We start from the raw sequence: 24,369 nt of genomic DNA, 5'->3' as shown, positions 1-24,369 counted from the left end.
GGTCGCGATCCTGATTCCAAGACGTCGCCTAAATGGAGCCTGGCCCCTTATGTGTGGCCTGGCCCCTTATGTGTGGCCCTTATGTGCTTCGGAAGACCGGGAAAGAGCGACATTATGGAGCAGCCACCCCACTCGTCCGCCGGGCTTGGCGACGCCGCCGCCCCTGTTCTTTCTGGCGAGCTCATTCTGTGAGCCTATAGCGCCCTACACTGCGGCTCATGCCCCAACCCCATGAGCCCGTGCGATGAGTTTACATTTCCTCCTGAAAGCCAAAGCCCGTACCCTGTCCGTGGTTCAGGTCCTGGCGATGAGTGACGACGACGCGTTTACCCTGTTCCGCGAGGCGCGCTGGGGCGACGGGGAGGAAGTGGTCTGCCCGCACTGCGGCATGGCGCACCGGCACTACTTTCGCCCGGCCCGCAAGATTTGGCGTTGTGCGGGCTGCCAGGAGGATTTCTCGGTCACGTCCGGAACGATTTTCGCCTTCCACAAGCTGCCGCTGCGCCTGTACCTGGCGGCCGTGATCCTGTTCACCAACGCCGTGAAGGGCATTTCCGCGCTGCAGGTGGGTCGCGACCTGGGCGTGTCCCACAAGACTGCCTACGTGCTGTTGCACAAGATCCGGGAGAGCCTGCTGGTGGGCCGGGAGGAATCCGCTCTGCAGGGCGAGATACACGTGGATGGCGCGTATGTCGGCGGGAAGGTCCGGCCGGAGAACAAGAAGGAAGACCGGGTAGACCGGCGCCTGGCAGAGAATCAAGACCCGGACAAGCGCTGCATCCTGGTGATGCGTCAGGCGCACACCGAGGCGGAGGTAGAGGCCGGCAACGCCGGGGCCAAGAAGACGCTGACCTTCATCGTCAAGAATGAGAACCAGGCCGACCTCGGCAAACTGGCGCCAGCCTACATCGCGCCAGGTGCGGTGATCTGTGCCGACGAATCGGACGCCTACGACCGGCTCCCTGCCAAGTACGAGGTTCGCCGGGTGAACCACGGCAAGGAGTACCGCGCCGATGACGGCACGACCAACAACCTGGCGGAATCGTATTTCTCCCGCTTCCGCCGTTTCCACATCGGCCAGATCCACAAGGCGGCTCCGAAGTACCTCGACAACTACGCCAACGAGATGGCCTACCGGGAAGACACCCGGCGCTGGAGCAACGGCGACATCTTCCGGGACATCCTCGGCAAGTGCGCCCGTGCCCTGGTGAGTCGGGATTGGTGCGGGTACTGGCAGGGCAACCACCGACTGGGGGAAAGCCTGGCGGTGTGAAAGCGTCAGGCGACCGCCCAGGTGGCGCCGTGCCCGTCACGGCCGGCAGGGATCAGGGTGCCGCTACGCTCCAGGCGATGCACGACGCCAATGGCGTTCTTCCGCATCTGCTCGATCATGACGGTGGTCGCTTCCAGACCCCGGCGTGCCGTCAGCGCTTCGCCGATCTGGCGGCTGCTCAGCGCTGCGCCTTGAGCCTCGCGGAAGATGTCCAGAACCAGGCGTTGGCATTCCCCCGGGCGGAAGAAACGGTTCCGCATCCGGTGGGCCTTGACCCGGATCGTCCGCAGGTCGATCTCCGGGGAAAACAGCTTGAGGGTGGCGTCAAGGTGGGCCAGATCATCCGCCAGACGATCCATTTCCTTCTGATGATGCTCGATCAGCCCAGCCAGTTCGGCGCGCTTGCTGATCAGGGCCGTAACCACGTGGCTCTCCGCCATGAACAATGCTCCTGTTCGTTGAAAACAAGAGAATTTTCGCCGGGCTGAGCGTCAGCCGCTGGGGGTGGCTGCTCCATAATGCCGGAGGATGCCGGTGATGGCGGCAACACGGTCTCCCGGAGCGTTCATCTTCAAGCCCACCATTCCTTCCGCGCGCAACGTCGATTGCAGCAGGGTGGCGATCTGCTCGATCTTGACCCGCTTCCAGGGGTCTTCCCATGCCCGCTTGTTGGCGATCATGACGGGCAGTGACTCCATCAGGTCGCAGACGATGCGCAGCCCATTGGCACGAATGGTGGAGCCCGTCTCGGTGACCTCGACGATGGCGTCGCACAGCCCCTCGACCACCTTGGCCTCGGTGGCCCCCCATGAGAATTCAACGGTGACCGGAATATTGCGCTCGGCGAAGTAACGCTGGGTGAAGCCCACCAGTTCCGTCGAAACGGTGCCGCCGCGGAGATCCTCCGGTGAGCGCACCCTGGAATCATCCTTGACCACCAGGACCCAGCGCACCGTGCCGCGGGAAACCTTGGAATAGACCATCTCGCAGATTTCCACGACATCCGAATCGCTCTCCCGGACCCAGTCCCTCCCGGCAATGCCGACGTCGATGGTGCCGCGTTCGACATACCTGCCCATCTCCTGGGGACGGATGAGGCTGCATTTCATCTCTTCGTCGTCGACGCTTGGAAAGTAGCTGCGCGATGCGGTGGTGATCCGCCAGCCGGCCTTGCGGAACAGCTCGACGGTGGCCTCCTCCAGGCTTCCCTTGGGGATGCCGAACTTCAGTAGATTGTCCATCACGGCTTGCTTCATTTCTTGTACACCTGCGCCGGGTCAAACAGGGGATTGGAATGCTCCACCCAGGCCCCGCTTTCCCATTTCACGAAAAAGCAGCTGCGGTTACCGGTATGACAGGCCGCGGGGCCGTTCTGCCTGACCTTGATGACCACCGTATCGGCATCGCAGTCGGTGAATACCTCGACAACGTCCTGCGTGTTGCCGGACTCTTCGCCTTTCATCCAGTACTTGTTGCGCGAGCGACTGAAGAACCAGGTCTTGCCGGACTCCAGGGTCAGATTCAACGTTTTTTCGTCCATGAAGGCGACCATAAGCACCTCGCCGTTCTCGGCATCCTGGATCACGGCGGGAATCAATCCGCCCATCTTTTCAAAATCAATCTTGATCATGAAGCATGCATTCCTTGTGCGTTGAATGTTGACCAATGCAACAGCTTCGAGCGGCATTGGCGCCTGACGGCACCCTCGTAGGCGCGGACCCGTCATTTTAGTCTCTGCGGGTCGTTGCGCCGAGAAGAGAAGCGATTCCACATCAGACTACCTGTGCTTGCACCCGGTCAACAGCCTTTCTCCATGAGCCGAAGACATCAACCGGGCGGTACCGCAAGGTGGCAGAGGTTGGGACTGTCGGGCAATGGAGGCTGCGGCAGCAAAGGGCTGCATCGCGGAGCCGGTCCCTGCCGGAATGTCACACGCTTATGGTGATACCCGACGGACGTCCGCTGCCGCGCAGGTTTGGCCCCGCAAGCCCTGCACCGCTCGAGCGCACCGCTGTCGCTGGCCGCCCCTCGAAACATCGTCGGCGTCAGCGCGTGCTTCTGCAGCAAACGGTAGAACTCGGTGCGGTTGCGGTTGGCGACGCAAGTGGCGTCGCCGACGTTGCGGTTTATCGGTTCAAGCGACGCAGAGCAGTCTCTCAGTTCGACCCCTGCTGGGAGGCTACGCCTTCAGTGTGGTCGGCGTGCCCCGTAGAACCTCCAGCGCCAGTTGCAGCGCAGGATTGGTGGATGCCGTGTGCCATGCCGCCGCGGTGGTGACGACGTCAACGGACTCGTGCAAGGGCCGCAGGACGACATTGGCGGGCGCCAGGCGCCGCAAGCCGGCAGGAACCAAAGCGATGCCCTGTCCACAGCTGACGAAAGCGACCTGGGTCGCGACGCTGCGAACTTCGTGGAGGATCCGCGGAGAGAATCCCTGGCCTTGGCAAAGCGCCACGATGCTGTCGAAGTAGACCGGGCTGACGCGACGAGCGAACATCACGAACGGCTCTTCGGTCAGGTCATTCAGCTTGATGCGCCGCCGCGTTGCCAGCCGGTGGGCCGTTGGCAGAGCCACGGTCAATTTGTCCTGGGCCATGGTCATCGTGGCAATTGAGCTGCCAAGATCCCCCTGCACTCGGGCGAACGCCAGATCGACGTCTCCGAGTTCCAGCGCCGACAGTGCCTCGACGCTGTCAATCTCCCGGACGGAAATCGTCAACCGCGGATAGCGATCGCGCAGCCGGTCCAGGAACGGTGGCAGGACCTCCAGCATCGCCGACGAGATCGCGCCGATGGTCAACAGACCGGTCTGGCCGGCCGTGGCCTCGCGCACTGCCAATTCCAGCTGCTCCATCTGCTGTGCGAACTTGCGCACTGCCGGAAGAATGGTCTGCCCGACGGGAGTGAGTTGCGCGCCTCGCCGCGAGCGGACGAACAGCTTGCTCTTCAGCGCCTGTTCAAGAATCTGGATCTGTTCGGTCAACGGTGGCTGGGACATGCCCAGACGCCTGGCAGCACGACCGAAGTGCTGTTCCTCGGCCACGGCAAGAAAGAGCCAGAGATGGCGCAACAGGCGAAAGTTGATCATCACGGTTCCATAGTTTCGGCGTATCAAACACTTCCTGAAATCGGAATTTACAGAACGATCGGCGAATCCGATAGTGTCGGCACCAGAACCCTTACAGACCTCTTGCGATGAAACCATCCCACCTCGACCGTTTGGAACGGCTCGACACGAGCACGGTGTCGGACGCCCTCGACTTCCTGACGCTTCCCGGCGCCACCGTCGGCCTGCGCCCGCTTTGGAACTGTCCGAAGATCGTTGGACGGGCCAGCACCGTCCAACTCGGCGCCAAAGTCGGCGATGCGCCGACCGTGCACCTGATCTCGCCGGTGATCGCGGCCATTGAAACCGACGAGCGCGTTCTGGTGATCTCCGGCGGCATCGACGGTGTCTCCTGCTGGGGAGACATCCTCGCCAACGCCGCCAAGGTCAAGCGTGTTCGCGGGACGGTGGTCGATGGTTTCAGCCGCGACATCGAGGCCAACGACGCGATCGCCTATCCGGTCTACGGCCGCGGCGTGACGATGGTCAGCGCGCGCAATCGCGTTGTGCAACTGGCTTCGGGTACGCCGATCCAGGTCGCGGGTGTGCAGGTGCGCGAGGACGACTACGTGATCGCCGACCGCTGCGGCACGGTGTTCGTGACTTCTGATCGCATCGACGAGGTGCTCGACCTGGCCGAGCGCATCGCGCATCGGCAGGAGGGCATGGTGCGGGCGGTATGCTCGGGCCGGTCGGTCGCGGACGTGATGCACGACAAGGAATTCGCAGCCATCAAGGCAGGAGCCGCGAAGTGAAAGCGCAAGACAACGAGCTTGTCGCTCTGTTCGAGGGCCTGGACACGCCGGGCGTTTCCGACGCCATGGACAAGCTCGGCATCCCTGGGCAGTGCCTTGGCATCGCGCCGCTGGACAACTACCGTAGCACGGTGGTCGGCCCTGCGTTCACCGTCAAGTACGTGAGCTGCGGTCAACCGGCCGGGACGGTGGGGGACTTCATCGACGCTGTGGTCGAGGGCGACGTCATCGTCATCGACAACGATGGTCGCACCGACTGCACCGTCTGGGGCGACATCATGACCCAGTACGCCGGCATCAGAAAGTTTGGTGCAACGGTGATCGACGGTGTCTGCCGCGACGTGGCCAAGGCGCTGGCTGACGGCTATCCGCTGTTCACGCGCGGTCGCTTCATGCGCACGGGCAAGGACCGCGTCGAGGTCGCGGCGGTCAATGAGCCGGTGTCTGTGGGCACGGCGCGGGTCTGCGCCCGCGACATCGTGGTCGCGGATGCCAACGGCGTGGTCGTCGTGCCGCGTGCGCGTGCCCGCGACGTCGCCGAGGCGGCCCGCAGGATCGAAGCAACCGAGTCGAGGATCCGCGAACAGATCGTCGCCGGCAAGACGCTGGGCGAAGCACGCGCTACGCTCGGCTATCACACGCTGCAGAGGAAGGGCATATGAGCGCGGATCACCGGGACGTGGGGCTCCGCGCACTGGCGCTCGGCACGTCTACGCTCTACGAAGCTTCGGGCTTGGCCTGTTCGGTCGATCCGATGATCCGCGCCGCTTGGCCGGGTGCAGTCATCGCAGCGCCTGCCTACCCGGTGCAATGTTCGCCTGGCGACAACCTCGCGATTCATATTGCGCTGGAGCGCGCCCCGCGGGGCAGCGTCCTCGTGGTCGGTACGGGTAACTTCGTCGCCGGGTACTGGGGTGAGGTGCTTACCGTGGCGGCCGAGGCCGCGGGTCTGGCGGGTCTGGTGATCGACGGCGGTGTGCGGGATGTCGCGGCGCTGGTGCGACGTCGGTTCCCCGTGTTCACACGAGGCGTGTCGGTGCGTGGGACGGTCAAGGCCAGCGCCCCCTCCGTCGGCAAACCGGTCCCGTTCACGGGCGTTACGGTCGCCGCTGGCGACCTGGTGGTGGCCGACGACGACGGAGTCATCGTCCTCCCGCGAGCCGACGTCGAGCGCACGCTGGCGGCCGGCGAGGCACGTGCCGCCAAGGAAGCCGAGATGATGAGGAGGCTCGCCTCGGGTGCCACGACCCTCGATCTGCTGGGGCTGTCGCCGTGGCGAGACCGCGCATGAACACCTATCCGCAGCGCTCGATGGGCATCGAGCTTTTCCATCTGCTTGGTCATTCGCTGCTCGATCTCTCGCTACCAGTCGGCAAGCGTCTGCCGAGCTCGCTGAAGCGGACTTGACCCGGCCTTTGCTTCGACAAGCGCGGGGCGCCGTTTCCCTGAAGCGCAAGTCGGTTTGTCGTTCGGGCGAATTTTGGCAACGGGACGGCTGTCGTCGGCCGAGCACGAGAATTCGATGGCCGCTCATGGCGCCTGCCGACCGACCGACGCCCGCTGCCGCGCCCGGTTTGGCGCCGCAAGCCCTTCACCGCTCGACCACGCCGCTGTCGCCGGCCGCCCCGCGGAACATCGCCGGCGTCAGCTCGTGCTTCTGCAGCAGACGGTAGAACTCGGTGCGGTTGCGGTCGGCGATGCGGGCGGCGTCGGCGACGTTGCCGTCGGTCAGCTTGAGAAGCTGCACCAGATAGTTGCGCTCGAAGCGCTGCTTTGCCTCGGCGTAGGACAGCGCTTCCATCGTCGGCACGCGCAGGGCGCGCTGGATCAGGGTCAGCGGAATCAGCGGCGTCGTCGCCAGCGCGCAGGACTGCTCGACGACGTTGTAAAGCTGGCGGACGTTGCCCGGCCAGGCGGCGCTGGCGAGCGTCTCGAGGGCCTCGGGGGCGATGCCGGCGATCGGCTTGCCGTACTTGCTGGCCAGTTGCTGGACGAAACAGGTCGCCAGCAGCGGGATGTCCTCGCGCCGCTCGTCGAGGCGCGGCAGCGTCAGCGTGACGACGTCCAGGCGATAGTAGAGATCCTCGCGAAACTGGCCCTCGATCATGGCGACTTCGAGGTCGCGGTGGGTGGCCGAAAGCACGCGCACGTCCACCGGCTCGGCCCGCGTTGAACCCACCGGACGCACCGCCCGATCCTGCAGTACGCGCAGCAGCTTCACCTGGAGGGCGAGCGGCATGTCGCCAATCTCGTCGAGAAGCAGCGTGCCGCCGTCGGCCGACTGGAACAGGCCGGGGTGCGCGTTGGCGGCACCGGTGAAGGCGCCGCGGACGTGGCCGAAGAGTTCCGACTCGAGCAACTGCTCCGGGATGGCGCCGCAGTTGATGGCCACGAACGGCGCCCGCGCGCGTCGGCTGGCGCGGTGGATGGCGCGCGCCAGCACCTCCTTGCCGGTTCCGCTCTCGCCCCGGATGAGGACGCTGGCGTCCGAGGCGGCGACCACCCGCGCTTCCTCGAGCAGTTCCGCCATGCGGCTGCTGCGGAAGACGATGCCTTCGCGCCAGGCCTCGCCGCTGCCGGTCTCGTGTCCGGCAGCGGCCGGCGAGAGCTGCAGCGCCTGCTCGATCTTTTCCAGCAGCACCTTGCTGTCGAAGGGTTTGGTGAGATAGCCGAAGACGCCGCGTGACATCGCCTGCACCGCATCCGGAATCGTCCCGTGGGCGGTCAGCAGGATCACCGGCAGGGTCGGTCGGGTCGAGCGGATCTCGTCGAACAGGGCTAGCCCGTCCTGGCCCGGCAGACGGATGTCGCTGACGACCAGCTGCGGGGGTTCGACGGCGATGCGTGCCAGCCCTTCCTCGGCAGAGGCGGCCGTCGACACCCGGAAGCCCCGGGCGTGCAGGCGCATCGACAGGAGCCGCAGCAGATCCAGGTCGTCGTCGATGACCAGGACATGCGCGGCGTGGGCTTTCGGAACGAGGTTCATCGCGGGACTCCGGGCGCGTTGCCGGCGGGCGTCGGGCGCACCGGCAACGAACGTTCGATATCGGTCAGGGCGTCGAGCTTCTCCTGCAGTTCGCTGCTGCGGCGCTGGCTGTCCTTCAACTGCTGCAGGAGCTTGTCGTTCTGCGACTCGAGCTTCAAACGCTCCTGGTACTGACTGGCCAGTGCCCGCGCCAGCGGGTGCAGGCTGGCCGCCGCCGGCTCCCGGCTCTTCAGCACGCCGTCGAGAAGACCGAGCGCGCGCAGGAGATCGCCCGGGCCGCGCGCTTGCCCGAGCAACATGGCCAGGCGAACCTGCGTCGCCGGCGTTTGTGGAATCGCCGCCAGGACGCCGCGCTCCCGCTGCAGTTCCTGGGGGGACATCTGCAGCAGCAGTTGCAGGTAACCGAGCAGCGGCAACATGGCGCCCTCATCGACCTTCTTCGACAGCGTGGGGGTGGGCGGCGACTCCGGCTCCGGCGCCGGCTGGCCGGCACAGGCGGCGAGCAGCGCGGCGGCGAGCAAGCCGAGCCCGTGGCGGCGCAGGCGACCGGCGGTCAACGCGCCATCCTCCTCTCCGCGGAGCGGCTATCCACAGGGCACCTCGATGCAGAAATGCGCTCCCGGAGCCTGCCCATCGGAACGCACGAGCATGACTCGCCCGCCCATCGCGGTCATCAGTTCGCGGACGATCGACAGGCCGACGCCGCTGCCCTGGCGCGGTGTCGGCGAGGCCAGGCGCCCCTGGACGAAAGGCTCGAAGATGCGTTCCGCATCCTCGGCGGCAATCCCCGGTCCCTGGTCGATGCAGGAAATGCGGATGCTCTTGCCGAAGGCGGCGGCCTGCAGGCGGATGACACCGCCTTCCGGGCTGAAATCGATGGCGTTGGAGAGCAGGTTGTCGACGACCACCAGCAACTTCTCGCCGTCGAGGTTGCGAGCGATCGCCGGTGCTTCGCGCAGCACGGTCAGTTGGCGTGCCTGGATCTGCAGTTCCCGGCCCTGGACGACATCGGCGAGCAGCTTGCGCAACAGCAGCGGGCGGTAGGTCGGGCGGCGGGCCTCGAAGCAGGCGGCGTTGAGTCGGAGCAGGCTTTCGATGTGTCCCTGCAAGGCCATCACGTTGTGCTGAAGGATATCGACGACCTCCTGCTGGGCTCCTTCGAGAGGCCCCAGCACCTGTTCCTGCAGCAGCGCGATGCCCTCGCGCAAGGCGGTCAGGGGCGTCTTCAATTCGTGCGAGACGTGCCGCAGCGTGCGCTCGCGGTCGGTCTCGAGTTCGCCCAGGCGCTGCCTCAGCCACTCTAGCCGGCGCCCCACCCGCCGCAGGTCGGCCGGGCCGCCGACCGCCACGGGCATGTCGAAGCGGCTCTCGCCGAGGCACTCGATCGAGCGCACGATGCTGCCGATCGGCCGCGACAGCCACCAGCTCATCGCCAGGGCAACCACGAAGGCACCGCCGACCGTCACCGCCACCAGCCCGGCGAGTTGCAGGCGGCTCTGTTCGAGCTGCGCCAGCAGCATGGCATTCTGCAGGTCGATCCACTGCCGGCCGGCGTGCGCCAGTTCGCCGTTGATCTCGGCAAGGCGTTTCAGCAGCGGTAGAAGTTCGACGGCAGGCGCCGCTCGGTGCAGGCCCGCGCTGAGCTCTTCGGCGGCCGCGCGCCAGTCGCCCGTGAGCGTCCCCAGCGCTTCGCCGGGAATCGACTCCAAACGCCCGACCGCCGCCAGGGCATGCACGAGGTGCGTGTCGAAGCGTGCGATCAGCGTCGCTTCGTTGAGGACCACGAACTGGCGCGCGCTACGTTCGAGGTCCACCGTCCGGTCGGCGAGCTCCTGGATCGATCCGCTGAGCTGCAGCACATGCTCGCCGCTAAGCCGGCTCGCGTCGACAAACTGCTCGAGGACGAGCCAACTGCGCACGGCCGCCCAACTGAGCAGGGATGCGATCAACAGGAATCCGGCGAGCATGCTCTGCCGGAACGATAGGCGAATCATGGCAACCGATATCTCCGGGCAACGCCAAGCGGAATCCCTTGCCCGTCCGCTGGCGGGACAGGGCAGTCCGATGGAGGCCGGCGCGTCTGGCGCGCGTGGTCGCGGTACCCGTGTGTCCTCGCCAGAAGCGGCGGGCAGGGGCCGCGGACCACACAGCCGGCAGGTCCAGCGCGTGCGCTGCATGCCGCCAGTTTAGCCCGTCGTGACGGCGCGCGGTGCACCCGATGGCCACGGCGCCTGCCGGTGTCGGGCTCGACGGTACGCTGGGATTCCCGGCGAATCAATGCCTTGGCCAGCGTGTCGCCAAACGGCGACACGGCAAGTGGCTGTGCCGGAACGTCTTTGCAAAAAACTCCGGCGATTCTGTCGCTTTTTCCCGACGGTTTTCCGGGGAAAGCGCGGCTTCTGGTTCAATAATCTTCCGCAACATCCTGTTGTGTATAGCTAATCTTGACATGGCACGGATCTCGCTAGGCTCTTCCCGACGTCAGTACCACCACTCCACCGAGAAGGAAGCGCCATGTTCAACAAACCCAACGTCTTCAACCGCAACGACCCGGTCACCCGTCGCGACGTCCAGCCGAGCGTCGGTTCCAGCACCCAGTCCGCTGCACCGTCCGCAGGCTCGCCGGCGAGTGCCGGCAGGGACAGTTCGCCGGTTCACTCAGTCGCCCAATCGCCGGTGTCTCCCGACGAGGTGACTCAGAATCTCTCCGGCGCCCAGCCCGTGCGTGCCACCAACACCCCGGCACGCGCCAGCGCGGCGGTGCCCCGCGAGTCGTTGATCAGCGACAACATGATCGGTGCCCGCCTCCTCGTCGGCCCCGACGTCAAGCTCAAGGGCGCCGAAATCCTCGACTGCGATACCTTGGTGGTGGAAGGTCGGGTCGAGGCGACGATGGATAGCCGGGTGATCCGGATCGCCGAGAACGGCGCCTTCGTCGGCAAGGTCAGCATCGACATCGCCGAGATCCACGGTAGCTTCGAAGGCGAACTGACCGCTCGCAGCCAACTGATCATTCATGCGACCGGGCGCGTCAGCGGCAAGATTCGCTACGGCAAACTGGTGGTCGACGAAGGCGGCGAGGTCTCCGGCGACATCAACATTCTGTCCGACAATGTGTCGGCGCGCACCAGACCGGTGATGGAAGCGCTGGTCGCGGTCAACGCGGCGGCCGGTTGACCATGCCACGACGCCGCAGGGAGCGCCCATGCTGACCGCCTTGCACGCCGGTCGACAGCCGGGAGCGCCAGTCGCCCTTGACCGGTATGGCGTGCAGTTGTCGGGCGCCACGCGCCGTCCGCCGCCGCCCGAACCTGCTGCGGCGTACCCCACTTACCTCGCCTACCGCACCGACTACGCCATTCGCCCGGCGCGCACGCCGTATGAGCAAGGCATGGCAAGCATGCTGGTGCGCCGGATGTACGCCTGGCGGGGCTACCAGAGCGAAGCCGTCAGGCCACCGGTGGACGATCCGCACCGGCTGACGCTCGCCGCCTGGCACCGCGACGAGGTCGTGGCCACCCTTACGCTGGGCCGCGATTCCTCTGCCGGCTTGCTCGCCGACGTCCTTTACGCGCCGGAAATCGGTCGCCTGCGTCGCCCCGGGCACGTCGTTTGCGAGGTGTCGAGGCTGGCGGTAGCTCCGGAATCCAGTTCGCCGGACCTGCTGATCGCCCTCCTGCAGTCGGCACATCGACACGGACAGGAGCGCTTTGCGGCCACCGATGTGGTGATCGAGGTGAATCCGCGGCACGCCCGCTACTATCAGCGCGTTCTCGGCTTCCGACAGCTTGGCGGTCTGCGCCAGTGCCCGCGGGTGGACGCACCGGCGCTTCTCCTGCACCGGGCGCTCGACGATTTCTCCGTGTCGATCGCCAGGCTGTCTGGCCGCGAGGCGCTTGCCGACGCCGCGTGAATCCCGCCCGCCTGCCGGCGGGATTCACGGCGCCGTGATCTTTCGATGAGGACTGCGGGATGCGGGCTGCCTATGATCAGCCCGGCGAGTCTGCCTTGCGGGCTCGTTTGCCGATCGCAACATCCTGACAGGAGAACCCTCATGTACCATACTTCTTGCACCCTGGCCCGCCTCACCGTCGGTGCCGCTGCGCTCGCCTTGTGCGCGACGGCTGGCGCGGCGCAGCTCAACGTTACCGTGAAAGTCGAGAATCTTGCACCCACCAACAGCATCAGCTTCGCGCCGCTGCACCTGGGCTTCAACAACGGCAGTTTCGACGCCTTCAACAATGGCGAGACTGCCACTTCGCCAATCGTCTCTGTGGCCGAAGGCGGCAGCGGCTCGGCCTGGCAGCCGGCTTTCGCGGCGGCCGATCCGAGCGCGACGCGCGGCACGATCGGTGGTCTGCTGCAGCCCGGGGAGCGCCGCAGCAGCAGCTTCCTGGTGGATACGATGCTGAATCCCTTCTTCACCTTCGCCGCGATGGTCGTGCCCAGCAACGACTTCTTCATCGGCAACGACTCGCCGACGCGCTTCCGCTTATTCGACGCCGCCGGCAACCTGCTGATCGGATCGATCGGTCAGAAAGCGCGCGACATCTGGGATGCCGGGTCCGAGCTGTTCGATCCGTTGGCGGCTGCCTTCGTCGGCAACAATGACCTGCGCACGCCGCAGAACGGCGTCGTCAGTTTCAATTTCGCCGAACTTGCCGGTTTCGACGGACTGACCACGGGTGCCGGCTACGTGTTCGCGAGCGCGCTTGCCGCCGACTCGGATGTCTACCGAATCAGCTTCGCCGTCGTTCCCGAACCCGCCACGTACGCGCTGATGGCCGGCGGTCTGTTCGCCGTCGGTTGGCTGTCGCGTCGCCGCCGCGGCCAGCCGTCGGCCTCCACCGTCGCGCCGGTGTGACGCCGAGTGGCGTCGTTCACCTTTCCCGGACGCTCCGGTGCCGCCCGCGCGCGGTACCGGTCGCCCGATGAACGAGCAACTGCTGCTCGTCGAGGACGACGACGCGATTGCCGCCGCCTTGCGTCTGCACCTGGAGGCGGCCGGCTACCGGCTGCATCGCGAGTCCGACGGCCTGCAGGCGATGGCGGCGATCGATCGCCAGCGCTGGGACATGGTCCTGCTTGACCTCATGCTGCCGGGCGCCGACGGCTGGGACGTCTGCCGCCACCTGCGGGCACGTCACGCGGATGTGCCGGTGATCATGCTCAGCGCCCGTTCGGCCGAGGCGCACCGTGTGCTGGGGCTCGAACTGGGCGCCGACGACTACCTCGCCAAGCCGTTCTCGATGCTCGAACTGGTGGCGCGCGTGCGCGCCCTGTTGCGGCGGATCGAGCAATTGCGCTCGTCGCCGGCGTTGGCGTCGGAACTGCGCTTCGGTCCTTTCCGGCTCGACACCGTCCGCCGCGAGCTTCTGCGCGGCGACGATGTCGTGCCGCTGACCCTGCGCGAGTTCGATCTCCTGTACTTCCTGGCGCGCCACCCGGGCCGGGTGTTCAGCCGCGGCGAGCTGCTGCAGCGCGTCTGGGGCGCCGCTTTCGACGGTTACGAGCACACCGTCAACTCGCACATCAACCGTCTGCGCACGAAGATCGAGGACGACCCGCGCGACCCGCGGCGGATCGTCACCGTCTGGGGCGTCGGCTACCGTTTCGAAGAGAAACCCGCATGCTCAGCCGCCGTTCCTTCACCACTCGCCTGACGCTGGCGCTGGCGCTGCTGCTGCTCGCCTACGGTGCGCTCGTCGGCCTGCTCGGTCGGCATGTCGCCGCGGAGCACGAGCAGGAAGCGCTGCAGCGGCTGTCGCACGGACTGGCTCGCCACATCGTCGAACACTGGCCGGAAATCACCCTGACCGACCCCGATCAGGCCGACCGCGCGGCGCGTGCGGCGCTGCTGTCGATGCTGATGGTGGTCAACCCCGGTATCCAGGTCTATGTCCTCGATGCCGACGGCCGCGTCCAGGCTTACATCGGCGATCCCGGCATGGTGCGACAGGAACAGGTGGACCTCCAGGCAGTGCGCGACTTCCTGGCCGGCGCTGCTCTGCCGCTGCGCGGCACCGACCCGATGGGCTCGGGAATTCCGCGCATCTTCAGCGCCGCGATGTTCCCGCCGCGTGCCGCTGACGCGCGGCCGCCAGGTTACCTGTACGTCGTGCTCGACGGGCAGGCGCGCGAGCAGGTGGCCGGGCAACTCAGCCTGCGCCGGGTCTGGCAGGGTGCCGGTCTGGTCGCCGCGGCCGGCATGCTGGTGACGCTGCTGCTCGGCATCTTCGTCTTTCGCCGCCTGACCCAGCCCCTGCATCGTCTGGCCGGTCGCCTGCGCGACTACTCCCTGCGTACCCTGAACACCGGCGCCGCCGCCGGTCGCCGCGTGCCGACGGGCGAGCAGGAGCGCAGCACCGGCGACGAGGTGAGCGCCATCGGCGCCGCTTTCGACGCGATGACGCAGCGCATCGAGGCGCAGACGGCGCGCGAGCAGCAGCAGGCGAGCGACCACCGCGAGATGATGGCCGGCGTCGCGCATGACCTGCGCACCCCGCTGACCGCGCTGCACGGTCACCTCGAAGCGCTGGCCGGCAGGGGGCTGGCCGAATCGGGGCAGCGCGAGCGCGTGCTGGCCGCGGCCCTGGCCCAGAGCGACAAGGTTCGCCTCCTCTCGCAGCAACTGTTCGAACTGGCGGCGCTGCAGTCCACCGATCAGGTGCTGCATCGCGAGCGTTTCCGCCTCGACGAACTGGTGACCGACGCGGTACAGAAGTTCGATCTCGGTGACGGGCCGCCGCCCGTGACCTTGCACGGCGCACCCCCCGGACCCCTGGAATTCGAGGGCGATCTGCATCTCATCGAGCGGGCGCTGAGCAACCTGATCGACAACGCCATGCGGCACGCCGCAGGCGCTGCACCGGTGCGCGTCAGTCTGCGACGTGAGGGCGGGCTGGCCGAGGTGCTGGTCGAGGATGCCGGCCCCGGTCTGTCGGCAGAACTGCTGAGTCGTCTCGAGCAGGGAGAGTCGCTGCGCGACCCGCCGCTCCGACGCACCAGCGGCGGCATCGGCGGCCTCGGTCTGGCGATCGCACAACGCGTGGCGGCGCTGCACGGCGGCAGCCTGCGGCCCTTGCCGTCGGTGCTCGGTGGTACGCGACTCTGTCTGGCTTTGCCGCTGACGAACTGATCAGTTCCGCTGCGGGTGCTGTGGGGTTGATGGTCGGGGCGCGTCGCCGCCGGCCCGGGAGGAGTCGCCGCGTTGCGTGCTGGCCGGGGCTTCCCCCTGCGCCCCGGGGTGCAAGCCGGGTCGTTCGCCGGCGCACGCGGTGCCAGCACCCCACCTCACCGGCGCACCATCCTCGCCACCAGCACGCTTCCCGGAAGGTGTGCCCGGATGATGATGCGGTCCGCCATCCGCGACAGCCGGCGCAGGCGATACGGTACGTAGCCATCGAGTTGTCCGAGGCGATGCAGGCTCCAGGTCTGCAAGGAAAACTCGTTGCCGGCGAGGCGGCGAAGCGCGGCAGGGCTGTTGCACCGGTAAAAGACCGGGAAATTGTCGTAGCGCGCGAGGTGCTCGCCCCTCCGCCCGCGCACGCGGTCCAGGTAGCGATCCTTGAGGCGGAGCGCGCCCAACAGCTCGCTGCACCACGAGAAGTAGTGTCGGCGGTCTACCGTGAATGCCCAGAACACTCCCCCGGGGCGCACGACGTCGGCGAGCTTGGCGAAGAAGTCCGCCGGCTGGCGGACATGCTCGAGCACCATGGCGGCATAGGCGAGATCGACCGAGGCAGCATCGATCGGCGCCTCCTCGAACGTGTGCGGGTGCACGCGCGCAAACACCGGCGCGGGCTCGGCGGCCGTGTCGGGTTCGACGCCGATGTAGCAACCGGCGCGCGCGGCGATTGCCTGTTGCCAGATCCTGGCGCCAAGCAAGCCGCCGCCGCAGCCAATGTCGAGGACGGTCGGGCCCGACGAGGCGCCAAGCGATTCGAGGTCGTCGACGATCAATCGGGCGTAGAACTCCCCTGGACCTCGCCAGGCGAAGCCGTATCGGCCGGTGACGTCCTGATCGGGCACGCAAGGCCGGAACGGCGGTACATGGGGGGGCGGATCCAGGTGAGTCATCTGTCGGCGATCGCCAACCGGCGATGACGGCGCCGCAATCTCGGCTGTGCGCTTACTCATTGCACCCGGAAGACACCCCTTACAAGCCGGACCTGGCCTTCGTCAAGACTGCGTCGGGCGTTCCCGGCCTTCTGTGCGAGATTGTCGACGTACACCGCCAGGCTCAGCTGTCCCGGAGTAGCGGGCGTCATGTTTGCGGGTGTCGCGCCCAAGTGAGCATCGCTGGTGTCCTCCAGGAACTCAACGATGAATCCGGTTGCGCCGAGAAGCGAGCCCATCTCCTCAGCAGAGACCAGGAAGCTGTCGGCCGGGTCAGTGGCCCATGGAAGGGGAAAGTAGGACGTCGGCGCTTCTCCTGCGGCCATCTCCTGGAAAGCGAACCGGCCCCCCGCTTTGAGGACCCGGTAAATCTCCCCGTAGAGCGTCTGCTTGTCGGCGATGTTCATGCCGACGTTTTGCATCCAGACGACATCAAACGAGTCGTCTGGAAATGGCAGGTCGAGAGCACTGCCCCTATGCACCTCGATCCGGTCGTCAAGCCCGGTCAGTCGATTCAGCAGCACGGCACCTGCGCAGAAATCGCGCGACATTTCGAGGCAGTCGACGCGGCAGCCGAGGGTGGAAGCGAGCAGCCGGGCGGGACCGGCCAGCCCGGCTCCAATGTCGAGAACGCGGTCTTCGCCCCGAATTCGCGCCAGCTCCAGCAACCCGCGTGAGGCGCCGAGCCCGCCCGTGTGGAAATGGTCAAGCGCCGCCAGTTCCTCGGGCGACAAGCCTTGCTCGGGATTCAATCCGGCGGCGCGGATGGCCGCCAGGATTCGCGTCTCGATGTCGCGGACCGAATAGTGTGTTTCCAGACCAGCCATCACCAATCCCCCCTCAGAATCCAGCGTGTTCGGCGGCATCAGCCTCCATTGACTAAAGCCGCCAGCATAGCTGCGGATGTGACGTGCTCGCCGCGCTTGCGTAACTCCTCGGCGGAGTTGATGCGATCTCGCTCCTCGCGGTTCTGGCTAAGCTTCCACTTCCCGACCAGCTGGGTGATCTCGATCTCGATGCCGACGATGGCTGACAACATCTGATCGATATACTCCTTTGATGAATCGCTCATCTTCCAAGGCTTGTCGGACCCGGTGCGCGCCTCATTCACCCGCGTGAGGCGGGCCACGACACCGCGCACGAACCTTTCGTCATCGCGAATCTTGATCTTTCCGTGAGCGTGCACAGCCTGGTAGTTCCACGTTGGCACTTGCCGATGAAACTCGTGCTTGCTCGGATACCAGTTGGGTGAGACATAGGCATTGGCAGCACGAAAGATCACGAGAGCGTCGTCACCATCCTTCGCCTCCTGCCATAAGGGATTGGCGCGCGCGACATGAGCGAGCAGATGTCCGCGCTCGCCGGAATCCGGATTCAACTCGAAAGGCAGGTGATTGGCATCGAGTCCGCGCGGCCCATCAACCACGAGCACGCCAAGCGGGTAGTCGCGGATCACGCGGTGAAGCTCTTCCGCGCGCGCTTCTTCAAAATGCTGAGGTAGGTACATACCGTTCCGTTCACAGGCTCATGAAGGCTAGAGTGTAATCAACCTTGAACGCGGAGAGAATGCTGCGCATATGGCTGGAACATCAGATGCCGCGTCTTGTCGCCGCCGACTACTTCTACGTGGTCAGATTGCGTTTCAATCTGATGTGATTGCGCCTCACGCTCATACCGCGTTGGACAAGGCTGCCCCGGGAGCCGCGCAGCGCGCTGTGCTATCATAGGCAGTTCTCGATTTTGCGCTGCTCATTCTGCCCTTTCCTGTCTTCTGCCGTGTTCAACTGCGATCTTCACTGCCACTCTACTTGCTCTGACGGCCTTCTCCCGGCTGCGGAAGTCGCGCGTCGGGCGGCGGCGAATGGTGTCGACATGCTCGCCCTGACCGACCACGACGACGTCGACGGCCTGGCGGCGGCGCGCGAGGTGGCTGACGCGGTGGGTATGGCGTTTGTCAATGGGGTCGAGATCTCGATCGAATGGGAGAGGCTGCAGATTCATGTTCTGGGCCTGGCCTTCGATGTCGCCGACGCACCACTGAACGCCGGTCTGGCCGCTATCCGCTCGGGTCGGATAGAACGTGCGCGGCGGATGTCGGCGGAACTTGCTCTGGTCGGCGTCGGTGGCGCCTTCGAGGGGGCGATGCGTTATGCGGCCAACCCGAACCTGATCAGTCGCGCGCATTTCGGACGCTATCTCGTGGAAGCTGGCGTCTGCAAGGACTTGCGCAGTGTCTTCGAGGCGTATCTGGTCCCCGGGCGACCGGGTTACGTGGATCATCGCTGGGCGACGCTGGGCGACTCGGTGCGCTGGATCCTCGATGCAGGCGGGATTGCGGCGGTGGCGCACCCGGGCCGTTACAAGCTGACGCGTAGCGAAATGCGGCGCTTTCTCGGCGAGTTCAAGGATCTCGGTGGGCAGGCGATCGAAGTCATGTCGGGAAGTCACACGCCGGAGCATGTCGCTGTCTATGGCCGCCTGGCGAAGGAGTACGGCTTTCTGGCGTCGCGAGGTTCGGATTTTCACGGGCCCGGCGAGAGTTACGTGGATCTCGGCCAGTTGGCGCCCTTGCCGGACGGCCTGACGCCGGTCTGGGAAGCTTTTTGAGCCTTCTGACAAGCCATGGCACAGTATCTTTCAATTCATCCGGAGAACCCGCAGGCGAGGTTGCTGCAAAGGGCGGCCGAGGTCATCGGGCAGGGAGGGGTGATCGCCCTGCCGACTGACTCGAGTTACGCTCTCGGTTGCCAGCTCGGCGACAAGGCGGCGGTCGAGCGCATTCGCAGTTTGCGGGGTGTCGATGATCGACACCATCTGACCCTGATGTGCCGCGACCTGTCGCAGATCGGTCAGTTTGCGCGCGTCGATAATGCTCGCTATCGTCTCCTCAAGGCCACCACGCCGGGCAGCTATACCTTCATCCTGGAGGGAACCCGCGAGCTGCCGCGGCGCGTCCTGCACCCCAAACGCAAGACGATCGGCCTGCGCGTGCCTGCGCATGTGGTCACCCTGGCGCTCCTGGCGCAGCTCGGCGAGCCGCTGCTGACCTCGACCCTGATCGTTGCGGGCGACGATGAGCCACTGACCGAAGCGTGGGAGATCCGCGACCGGCTCGACGCCCAGCTCGAGCTGATCCTCGACGGCGGGCGTTGCGGGGTCGAGCCGACCAGCGTTGTCGATCTGACCGGCCAGCTGCCGGTGCTGGTCCGCGCCGGCCTCGGGTCGCTGGCGCCGTTTGGCCTCGATTGAGGAGGACCGCATGGAGGCGCTGATTCAGGCGATTGCCATTGCCGCCTTGCCGGTGATTCTGGCGATCACGCTGCACGAGGCGGCGCATGGCTATGCCGCGCGCCATTTCGGTGATCCCACCGCCTGGCAGCAGGGCCGGATCACGGCCAATCCGCTGAAGCATATCGATCTGGTCGGGACGATCATCGTGCCGGGCATCATCCTGCTGCTGTCTACTGGCGGCATCCTGTTCGGCTGGGCGAAGCCGGTTCCCGTCGATTTCAGTCGCCTGCGCCATCCGAAAAGCGACATGTTATGGGTCGCCGCGGCCGGTCCGGGGGCCAATCTGGCGATGTTGCTGTTCTGGGCTCTGGTGATGAAGCTGGCCTGGCTCCTGCCGATCAATTTCTTCAGTCTGCCGATGGCGCGCATGGCCGAGGTCGGCATGTCGGTCAACATCGCTTTGATGGTGCTCAACCTCTTTCCGTTGCCGCCGCTCGATGGCGGCCGCATTGCGGTCAGCCTGCTGCCACGAGCCGTGGCCTGGCGCTTTGCGCAGATCGAGCGTTTCGGCTTCCCGATCCTGCTGGTCCTGTTATTCACCGGAGTGCTCGGGTCGCTGTTGACGCCGGTGATGCGTCTGGTCGGCGGGATGGTCGAAATGCTGTTTCAATTACCTTCCTGAATCGTCGAAGACAGAACATGTACGCAGAACGAGTCCTCTCCGGCATGCGGCCGACCGGCAGCCTGCATCTCGGTCACTATCATGGGGTGCTGAAGAACTGGGTCCGCCTTCAGAACGAGTATCCCTGCCTGTTCTTCGTTGCCGACTGGCATGCGCTGACGACTCAGTATGACGACCCGCAGGGCATCGTCAGTTCCTCGTGGGACATGGTCATCGACTGGCTGGCGGCGGGTGTCGATCCCGAGCGGGCGGTGCTGTTCATCCAGTCGCAGGTGCCCGAACATGCCGAGCTGCATCTGCTGCTGTCGATGATGACCCCCTTGGGCTGGCTGGAGCGCGTGCCGACCTACAAGGATCAGCAGGAAAAGCTCGAGAACAAGGACTTGTCGACCTATGGTTTCCTCGGCTATCCGCTCCTGCAATCGGCCGACATCCTGATCTACCGCGCCGACAAGGTGCCGGTGGGCGAGGATCAGGTGCCGCACATCGAGTTTTCGCGCGAAGTCGCGCGCCGCTTCAATCACCTGTACGGGCGCGAGCCGGGTTTCGAGGACAAGGCCAGGGAAGCGGTGACCCGACTGGGCTCCCGGCGCGCGCGCCGCTATCAGGAACTGCGCACGCGTTTTCAACAGCACGGCGAGCAGGCGGCGATCGAGCGTGCGCATGTGCTGCTCGATGAAGTCGCGGGCCTTTCGCATGTCGACCGCGAACGCCTCTGCGGCTATCTCGAAGGCACCGGCAAAATGATTCTCGTCGAGCCCGGCGCGCTGCTGACCGAGGCCTCGCGGATGCCCGGGCTCGACGGCCAGAAGATGTCGAAGTCCTACGGCAACACGATCACCCTGCGCGAGGACGCGGAGTCGGTGACCCACAAGGTCAGGCGGATGCCCACCGACCCGGCGCGCGTGCGCCGCAACGACCCTGGCGACCCGGACAAGTGCCCCGTCTGGCAACTGCATCAGGTCTATACGGACGAGACCTGTCAGGCCTGGGTGCAGCAGGGTTGCCGCAGTGCGGGGATTGGCTGCCTGGAGTGCAAGCAACCGGTGATCGATGGCATTCTGGCCGAGCAGGCACCGATGCGTGAGCGGGCGCAGCCGTATCTCGACGACCCGCGTCTGGTGCACGAGATCATCACCGACGGCACCCACAAGGCACGCCAGCTCGCTCGCGAAACGATGCGCGACGTGCGCGACGCCATGGGGCTGCATTACGGCTGAGCGCCGGCTCGCAACGGCGATGAGCGATACTGCCACCATCGAAGCGGAAGCGGAGCAGTCGCTCGACCCGGCGGCCAGTCCGCTCGCCCGCATCTATGGCGAGCCCCTGGCGCAGCTGCCGCATGATCTCTACATTCCGCCCGATGCGATGGCGGTCATGCTCGATGCCTTCGAAGGACCACTCGATCTCCTGCTCTACCTGATTCGCAAGGCGAACGTGAATGTTCTGGACATTCCCATGGCGCCGCTCACCGAGCAGTACCTGGTGTACGTCGAGGCCATGCGCTCGCAGAACCTCGAGCTGGCCGCCGACTACCTGGTCATGGCGGCGATGCTGATCGAGATCAAATCGCGGATGCTGCTGCCTCGCCCAAAGGTCGTCGCAGGCAGCGAGGCCGAGGATCCGCGCGCCGAACTGGTTCGCCGCCTGATCGAGTACGAGCAGATGAAACTCGCCGCGCACGGACTCAACGAGCTGCCACAGGCCGAGCGCGATTTCGACTGGGTCGAGGCCTGGGTCGAAAAGACCCTGTTGCGGCGACTACCGGAAGTCAATGTGCTGGACCTGCAAAATGCCTGGTCTGCGATCCTGCGACAGGCCAGGCTGCACACCCGTCATCTGGTGCAGCGCGAGGAGTTGTCGGTGCGCGAGCACATGGGGCTGATCCTGCGTCATCTGCGTGGCGCCGGCGGCTTCGTCGAGTTCGCTGATCTTTTCGATCCCGCGCAGGGTGCACCGGTTCTCGTGGTGCACTTCCTGGCCCTGCTTGAACTGGCGCGCGAGCATCTGCTGGAAATGACGCAGGTGGAAGCCTTTGCGCCGATCTACCTGAGGTTGGCTGATGAACGCAGCGACTCCCGATCCCGCCCCGACGCCTGAGCTGTCGGGCACTCCCGGCGAGTTGAAGCGCGTGCTCGAAGCGGTGCTGCTGAGTGCCAAGGAGCCCCTGTCGCTTGGTGAACTCAGGAAGGTTTTCGACAACAGGATTGCCGCCGACGTGCTGCGCGTGCTGCTCGACGAGCTGCGCGCGGAGTGGGACGCTCGCTCGCTCGAACTGCTGCAGGTGGCGAGCGGCTGGCGTTTTCGTACGCGCGCCGAGTTCATGCCGTATCTGGAGCGGCTCAACCCCGAGAAGCCGCCGCGCTATTCGCGTGCGGTGCTGGAAACGCTGGCCATCATCGCCTACCGGCAACCGGTGACGCGCGGCGATATCGAGGATATCCGTGGGGTCACGGTGGCGACGCAGGTGATCCGCGTGCTCGAGGAGCGCGGCTGGGTCGACGTCGTCGGTCACCGCGACACGCCCGGGCGGCCGGCGCTGCTGGCGACGACCCGGAAATTCCTCGACGACCTGGGTCTGCGCAGTCTCGCCGAGTTGCCGGCCCTCGAACATATCAATCCCACCCTGGACCTCAATGATGCCGACAAGTAATCGCAGACCCCCTGCCGATCCCTCTCCCCAGCCGCGTCCGGCCCGCTCGGCGGCTGCAGGGCGACGTCCGTCCGCAGCGGTGCCGGATTCTTCCGGTACCGTCGGCGGTCCTGGCAAGCCGGCTCGCGGCGGCCAGCGCGACTCGTCCCGGCGTACGCGTCACCAGGAAGTTGCGGGAAAGCCCGAGCGCCTGCACAAGCTGCTCGCCCAGAGCGGTATCGGTTCGCGTCGGGAAATGGAAGAGCTGATCGCGGCCGGTCGTATTTCGATCAATGGCGAGACGGCGAGCGTCGGCCAGACGGCAAGCGCCGGCGACCGGGTAAAGGTCAATGGCAAGCTGGTGCAGCTGCGCTTTTCCGACCGTTTGCCGCGGGTGATCCTCTATCACAAGCCCGAGGGAGAGATCGTTTCGCGCAACGACCCCGAGCATCGACCCAACGTCTTCACGTCGATGCCCCGCATTTCGGCCGGACGCTGGGTGGCGGTCGGCCGTCTCGACTTCAACACCAGCGGGCTCCTGCTGCTGACGACCTCTGGCGATCTCGCCAATCGACTGATGCATCCGCGCTACCAACTGGTCCGCGAGTATGCGGTGAGAATTCTCGGCGAGCTGACCGAGGAAGTGCGCCGGCAACTGCTCGACGGCATCGATCTCGACGATGGTCCGGCGCAGTTTGCCAGCTTTCAGGAGGCGGGCGGCGAGGGCGCCAACCGCTGGTACCGCGTCTCTCTTCACGAGGGCAGGAACCGCGAGGTGCGCCGCATGTTCGAAGCGGTCGGTGTGGTCGTCAGTCGGCTGATGCGCGTGCGTTACGGTCCGTTCGCCCTGCCGCCGGGGTTGAAGCGTGGCCAGGTGCTCGAATTGAGCGAGGCGGACGTGAAGAAGCTGCTGGCCGACTTCGGGATGGCCAATCCCGAAGCTGGACGTGCGCCACGCCGACCACGCGAGCGCTGAGAATTCCGCAAGCTCTCTGTTTGCCCTGCACGCATTTACGCAGCCTGACATTTTCTTTATAATTGAAGGGTTTTCCGCTCGCCCCCCAGGGGGCAATTTTTTCGGGGATGGGCGTTTCGCCCATTTTTTGTTTGCAGCCATGGATTTGCACGAAGTTCTTGAAGTTACGGTAACGGGTCTCGGCTACCAGTTGGTAGACGTCGAGCGCAGTCCGCGTGGGCGCGTGCTGCGCGTCTTCATCGACAAGCCCGCGAAGCCGCGTGGTGTCGATGTCGAAGACTGTGCGCTGGTCAGCAATCAGCTCACGCGCGTCCTGCTGGTCGAGAATATCGACTACGAACGTCTTGAAGTCTCGTCACCGGGGCTCGACAGGCCGTTGACGAAGGAAGTGGATTTCGAGCGTTTTGCTGGCTCGGAGGTCACCATCAAGCTGCGCTTGCCGCTCAACGGTCGACGGAACTTCGCTGGTGTCCTGCATGGCGCCCAGGATGGAAAAGTGCGCGTGCAGATCGATTCCGGCGAGATCGAGTTCGACCTGGCCAACATCGACAAGGCACGGCTGGTTCCGGACTTCGATCTGAAGAAGTCGAGCAACAGGCTGGTTTAGGAG

The 24,369-nt window shown here is 65.7% G+C and carries 26 protein-coding genes and 1 pseudogene; 17 read left to right on the top strand and 10 right to left on the bottom strand.

The genetic code is table 11. The annotated features are described in order from the left end of the window. Window positions 1–244 precede the first annotated feature (244 nt). Entirely contained in the window at window positions 245–1,273 is a 1,029-nt protein-coding gene (locus CAP2UW1_RS14910; RefSeq protein ID WP_015766238.1) for an IS1595 family transposase, read from the top strand. Between the two features lie 5 nt (window positions 1,274–1,278). Here CAP2UW1_RS14910 and CAP2UW1_RS14905 read toward each other — a convergent pair whose 3' ends face one another. The 4 genes and pseudogenes from CAP2UW1_RS14905 to CAP2UW1_RS14890 all read right to left on the bottom strand — a co-directional run bounded on the left by CAP2UW1_RS14905 (window position 1,279) and on the right by CAP2UW1_RS14890 (window position 4,361). Continuing rightward, window positions 1,279–1,713 (bottom strand): hypothetical protein, encoded by a 435-nt coding sequence (locus CAP2UW1_RS14905; protein WP_015765733.1) that lies wholly within the window; start codon window positions 1,711–1,713, stop codon window positions 1,279–1,281. Between the two features lie 84 nt (window positions 1,714–1,797). Further along, window positions 1,798–2,514, bottom strand: a pseudogene (gene hisG, locus CAP2UW1_RS14900) (ATP phosphoribosyltransferase); the annotation flags it as partial. An 11-nt stretch (window positions 2,515–2,525) separates the two neighbouring features. Further along, window positions 2,526–2,903 carry a phosphoribosyl-AMP cyclohydrolase gene (gene hisI / locus CAP2UW1_RS14895; RefSeq protein WP_015767450.1) on the bottom strand — a complete coding sequence of 126 codons (378 nt, stop codon included), beginning with the start codon at window positions 2,901–2,903 and terminating at the stop codon, window positions 2,526–2,528. Window positions 2,904–3,452: 549 nt separating this feature from the next. After that, window positions 3,453–4,361 (bottom strand): LysR family transcriptional regulator, encoded by a 909-nt coding sequence (locus tag CAP2UW1_RS14890; protein ID WP_015767449.1) that lies wholly within the window; start codon window positions 4,359–4,361, stop codon window positions 3,453–3,455. A 107-nt stretch (window positions 4,362–4,468) separates the two neighbouring features. On the opposite strand from CAP2UW1_RS14890, the gene CAP2UW1_RS14885 reads away from it, so the two are divergent. The 3 genes from CAP2UW1_RS14885 to CAP2UW1_RS14875 are packed head-to-tail and all read left to right on the top strand — an operon-like array spanning window position 4,469 to window position 6,425. Beyond that, a complete protein-coding gene (locus tag CAP2UW1_RS14885; protein ID WP_015767448.1) occupies window positions 4,469–5,134 on the top strand; it encodes an RraA family protein in 666 nt (221 codons plus the stop codon). After that, on the top strand, window positions 5,131–5,796 hold the full coding sequence (locus CAP2UW1_RS14880; protein WP_015767447.1) for an RraA family protein: 666 nt from the start codon (window positions 5,131–5,133) through the stop codon (window positions 5,794–5,796). Before CAP2UW1_RS14885 ends, CAP2UW1_RS14880 begins: the two co-directional genes overlap by 4 nt. Continuing rightward, complete coding sequence (locus CAP2UW1_RS14875; protein WP_015767446.1) at window positions 5,793–6,425, top strand: RraA family protein; 633 nt, start codon at window positions 5,793–5,795, stop codon at window positions 6,423–6,425. Before CAP2UW1_RS14880 ends, CAP2UW1_RS14875 begins: the two co-directional genes overlap by 4 nt. A gap of 300 nt (window positions 6,426–6,725) precedes the next feature. Here the strand turns inward: CAP2UW1_RS14875 and CAP2UW1_RS14870 are convergent, their stop codons facing one another. From CAP2UW1_RS14870 to CAP2UW1_RS14860, 3 genes are read right to left on the bottom strand one after another with little or no spacing between them, the layout of a single operon-like run. Beyond that, a complete protein-coding gene (locus CAP2UW1_RS14870; RefSeq protein ID WP_015767444.1) occupies window positions 6,726–8,120 on the bottom strand; it encodes a sigma 54-interacting transcriptional regulator in 1,395 nt (464 codons plus the stop codon). Next, the gene (locus tag CAP2UW1_RS14865; protein WP_015767443.1) at window positions 8,117–8,677 is read right to left on the bottom strand and encodes a hypothetical protein; all 561 of its coding nucleotides are present in this window, start codon (window positions 8,675–8,677) and stop codon (window positions 8,117–8,119) included. Before CAP2UW1_RS14865 ends, CAP2UW1_RS14870 begins: the two co-directional genes overlap by 4 nt. 27 nt (window positions 8,678–8,704) lie before the next feature. Further along, window positions 8,705–10,114 carry a sensor histidine kinase gene (locus CAP2UW1_RS14860; protein ID WP_015767442.1) on the bottom strand — a complete coding sequence of 470 codons (1,410 nt, stop codon included), beginning with the start codon at window positions 10,112–10,114 and terminating at the stop codon, window positions 8,705–8,707. A 520-nt stretch (window positions 10,115–10,634) separates the two neighbouring features. On the opposite strand from CAP2UW1_RS14860, the gene CAP2UW1_RS14855 reads away from it, so the two are divergent. From CAP2UW1_RS14855 to CAP2UW1_RS14835, 5 genes are all read left to right on the top strand, one after another. Continuing rightward, window positions 10,635–11,297 (top strand): bactofilin family protein, encoded by a 663-nt coding sequence (locus CAP2UW1_RS14855; protein WP_015767441.1) that lies wholly within the window; start codon window positions 10,635–10,637, stop codon window positions 11,295–11,297. A gap of 28 nt (window positions 11,298–11,325) precedes the next feature. Further along, window positions 11,326–12,033, top strand: a complete 708-nt coding sequence (locus CAP2UW1_RS14850) for an N-acyl amino acid synthase FeeM domain-containing protein (protein WP_015767440.1) — start codon at window positions 11,326–11,328, stop codon at window positions 12,031–12,033. Between the two features lie 141 nt (window positions 12,034–12,174). After that, window positions 12,175–12,984, top strand: coding sequence for a spondin domain-containing protein (locus tag CAP2UW1_RS14845; RefSeq protein ID WP_015767439.1), 810 nt, complete (start codon window positions 12,175–12,177; stop codon window positions 12,982–12,984). Window positions 12,985–13,051: 67 nt separating this feature from the next. Next, entirely contained in the window at window positions 13,052–13,783 is a 732-nt protein-coding gene (locus CAP2UW1_RS14840; RefSeq protein ID WP_015767438.1) for a response regulator transcription factor, read from the top strand. Next, window positions 13,750–15,258 (top strand): sensor histidine kinase, encoded by a 1,509-nt coding sequence (locus CAP2UW1_RS14835; protein WP_015767437.1) that lies wholly within the window; start codon window positions 13,750–13,752, stop codon window positions 15,256–15,258. Before CAP2UW1_RS14840 ends, CAP2UW1_RS14835 begins: the two co-directional genes overlap by 34 nt. 155 nt (window positions 15,259–15,413) lie before the next feature. Here the strand turns inward: CAP2UW1_RS14835 and CAP2UW1_RS14830 are convergent, their stop codons facing one another. From CAP2UW1_RS14830 to CAP2UW1_RS14820, 3 genes are read right to left on the bottom strand one after another with little or no spacing between them, the layout of a single operon-like run. After that, the gene (locus CAP2UW1_RS14830; protein ID WP_015767436.1) at window positions 15,414–16,259 is read right to left on the bottom strand and encodes a class I SAM-dependent DNA methyltransferase; all 846 of its coding nucleotides are present in this window, start codon (window positions 16,257–16,259) and stop codon (window positions 15,414–15,416) included. After that, a complete protein-coding gene (locus tag CAP2UW1_RS14825) occupies window positions 16,256–17,104 on the bottom strand; it encodes a class I SAM-dependent methyltransferase (RefSeq protein WP_015767435.1) in 849 nt (282 codons plus the stop codon). The genes CAP2UW1_RS14830 and CAP2UW1_RS14825 overlap by 4 nt, the downstream gene beginning before the upstream one ends. After that, window positions 17,104–17,745, bottom strand: coding sequence for an FMN-binding negative transcriptional regulator (locus CAP2UW1_RS14820; RefSeq protein WP_015767434.1), 642 nt, complete (start codon window positions 17,743–17,745; stop codon window positions 17,104–17,106). The genes CAP2UW1_RS14825 and CAP2UW1_RS14820 overlap by 1 nt, the downstream gene beginning before the upstream one ends. A gap of 233 nt (window positions 17,746–17,978) precedes the next feature. On the opposite strand from CAP2UW1_RS14820, the gene CAP2UW1_RS14815 reads away from it, so the two are divergent. From CAP2UW1_RS14815 to rimP, 8 genes are all read left to right on the top strand, one after another. Then, window positions 17,979–18,845 (top strand): 3',5'-nucleoside bisphosphate phosphatase, encoded by an 867-nt coding sequence (locus CAP2UW1_RS14815; RefSeq protein WP_015767433.1) that lies wholly within the window; start codon window positions 17,979–17,981, stop codon window positions 18,843–18,845. A gap of 15 nt (window positions 18,846–18,860) precedes the next feature. Beyond that, a complete protein-coding gene (locus CAP2UW1_RS14810) occupies window positions 18,861–19,487 on the top strand; it encodes an L-threonylcarbamoyladenylate synthase (protein WP_015767432.1) in 627 nt (208 codons plus the stop codon). Window positions 19,488–19,497: 10 nt separating this feature from the next. Further along, window positions 19,498–20,151: a site-2 protease family protein gene (locus tag CAP2UW1_RS14805; RefSeq protein WP_015767431.1), complete on the top strand. Its 654-nt coding sequence runs from the start codon at window positions 19,498–19,500 to the stop codon at window positions 20,149–20,151. 17 nt (window positions 20,152–20,168) lie between these two features. Beyond that, window positions 20,169–21,371, top strand: coding sequence for a tryptophan--tRNA ligase (locus CAP2UW1_RS14800; protein ID WP_015767430.1), 1,203 nt, complete (start codon window positions 20,169–20,171; stop codon window positions 21,369–21,371). A gap of 19 nt (window positions 21,372–21,390) precedes the next feature. After that, window positions 21,391–22,251 carry a segregation and condensation protein A gene (locus CAP2UW1_RS14795; protein WP_015767429.1) on the top strand — a complete coding sequence of 287 codons (861 nt, stop codon included), beginning with the start codon at window positions 21,391–21,393 and terminating at the stop codon, window positions 22,249–22,251. Continuing rightward, the gene (gene scpB, locus CAP2UW1_RS14790; RefSeq protein ID WP_015767428.1) at window positions 22,214–22,804 is read left to right on the top strand and encodes an SMC-Scp complex subunit ScpB; all 591 of its coding nucleotides are present in this window, start codon (window positions 22,214–22,216) and stop codon (window positions 22,802–22,804) included. Before CAP2UW1_RS14795 ends, scpB begins: the two co-directional genes overlap by 38 nt. Before the next feature lie 79 nt (window positions 22,805–22,883). Further along, the gene (rluB, locus tag CAP2UW1_RS14785) at window positions 22,884–23,759 is read left to right on the top strand and encodes a 23S rRNA pseudouridine(2605) synthase RluB (RefSeq protein WP_363319328.1); all 876 of its coding nucleotides are present in this window, start codon (window positions 22,884–22,886) and stop codon (window positions 23,757–23,759) included. Between the two features lie 139 nt (window positions 23,760–23,898). Further along, window positions 23,899–24,366, top strand: coding sequence for a ribosome maturation factor RimP (gene rimP / locus CAP2UW1_RS14780; protein WP_015767426.1), 468 nt, complete (start codon window positions 23,899–23,901; stop codon window positions 24,364–24,366). The last annotated feature ends 3 nt before the right edge of the window (window positions 24,367–24,369 follow it).

This window comes from Candidatus Accumulibacter phosphatis (assembly GCF_000024165.1).
Lineage (GTDB): Bacteria > Pseudomonadota > Gammaproteobacteria > Burkholderiales > Rhodocyclaceae > Accumulibacter > Accumulibacter phosphatis.
The sequence above is the reverse complement of the archived record's forward strand: the minus strand, read 5'-3'. Positions and strand labels throughout refer to the sequence as shown.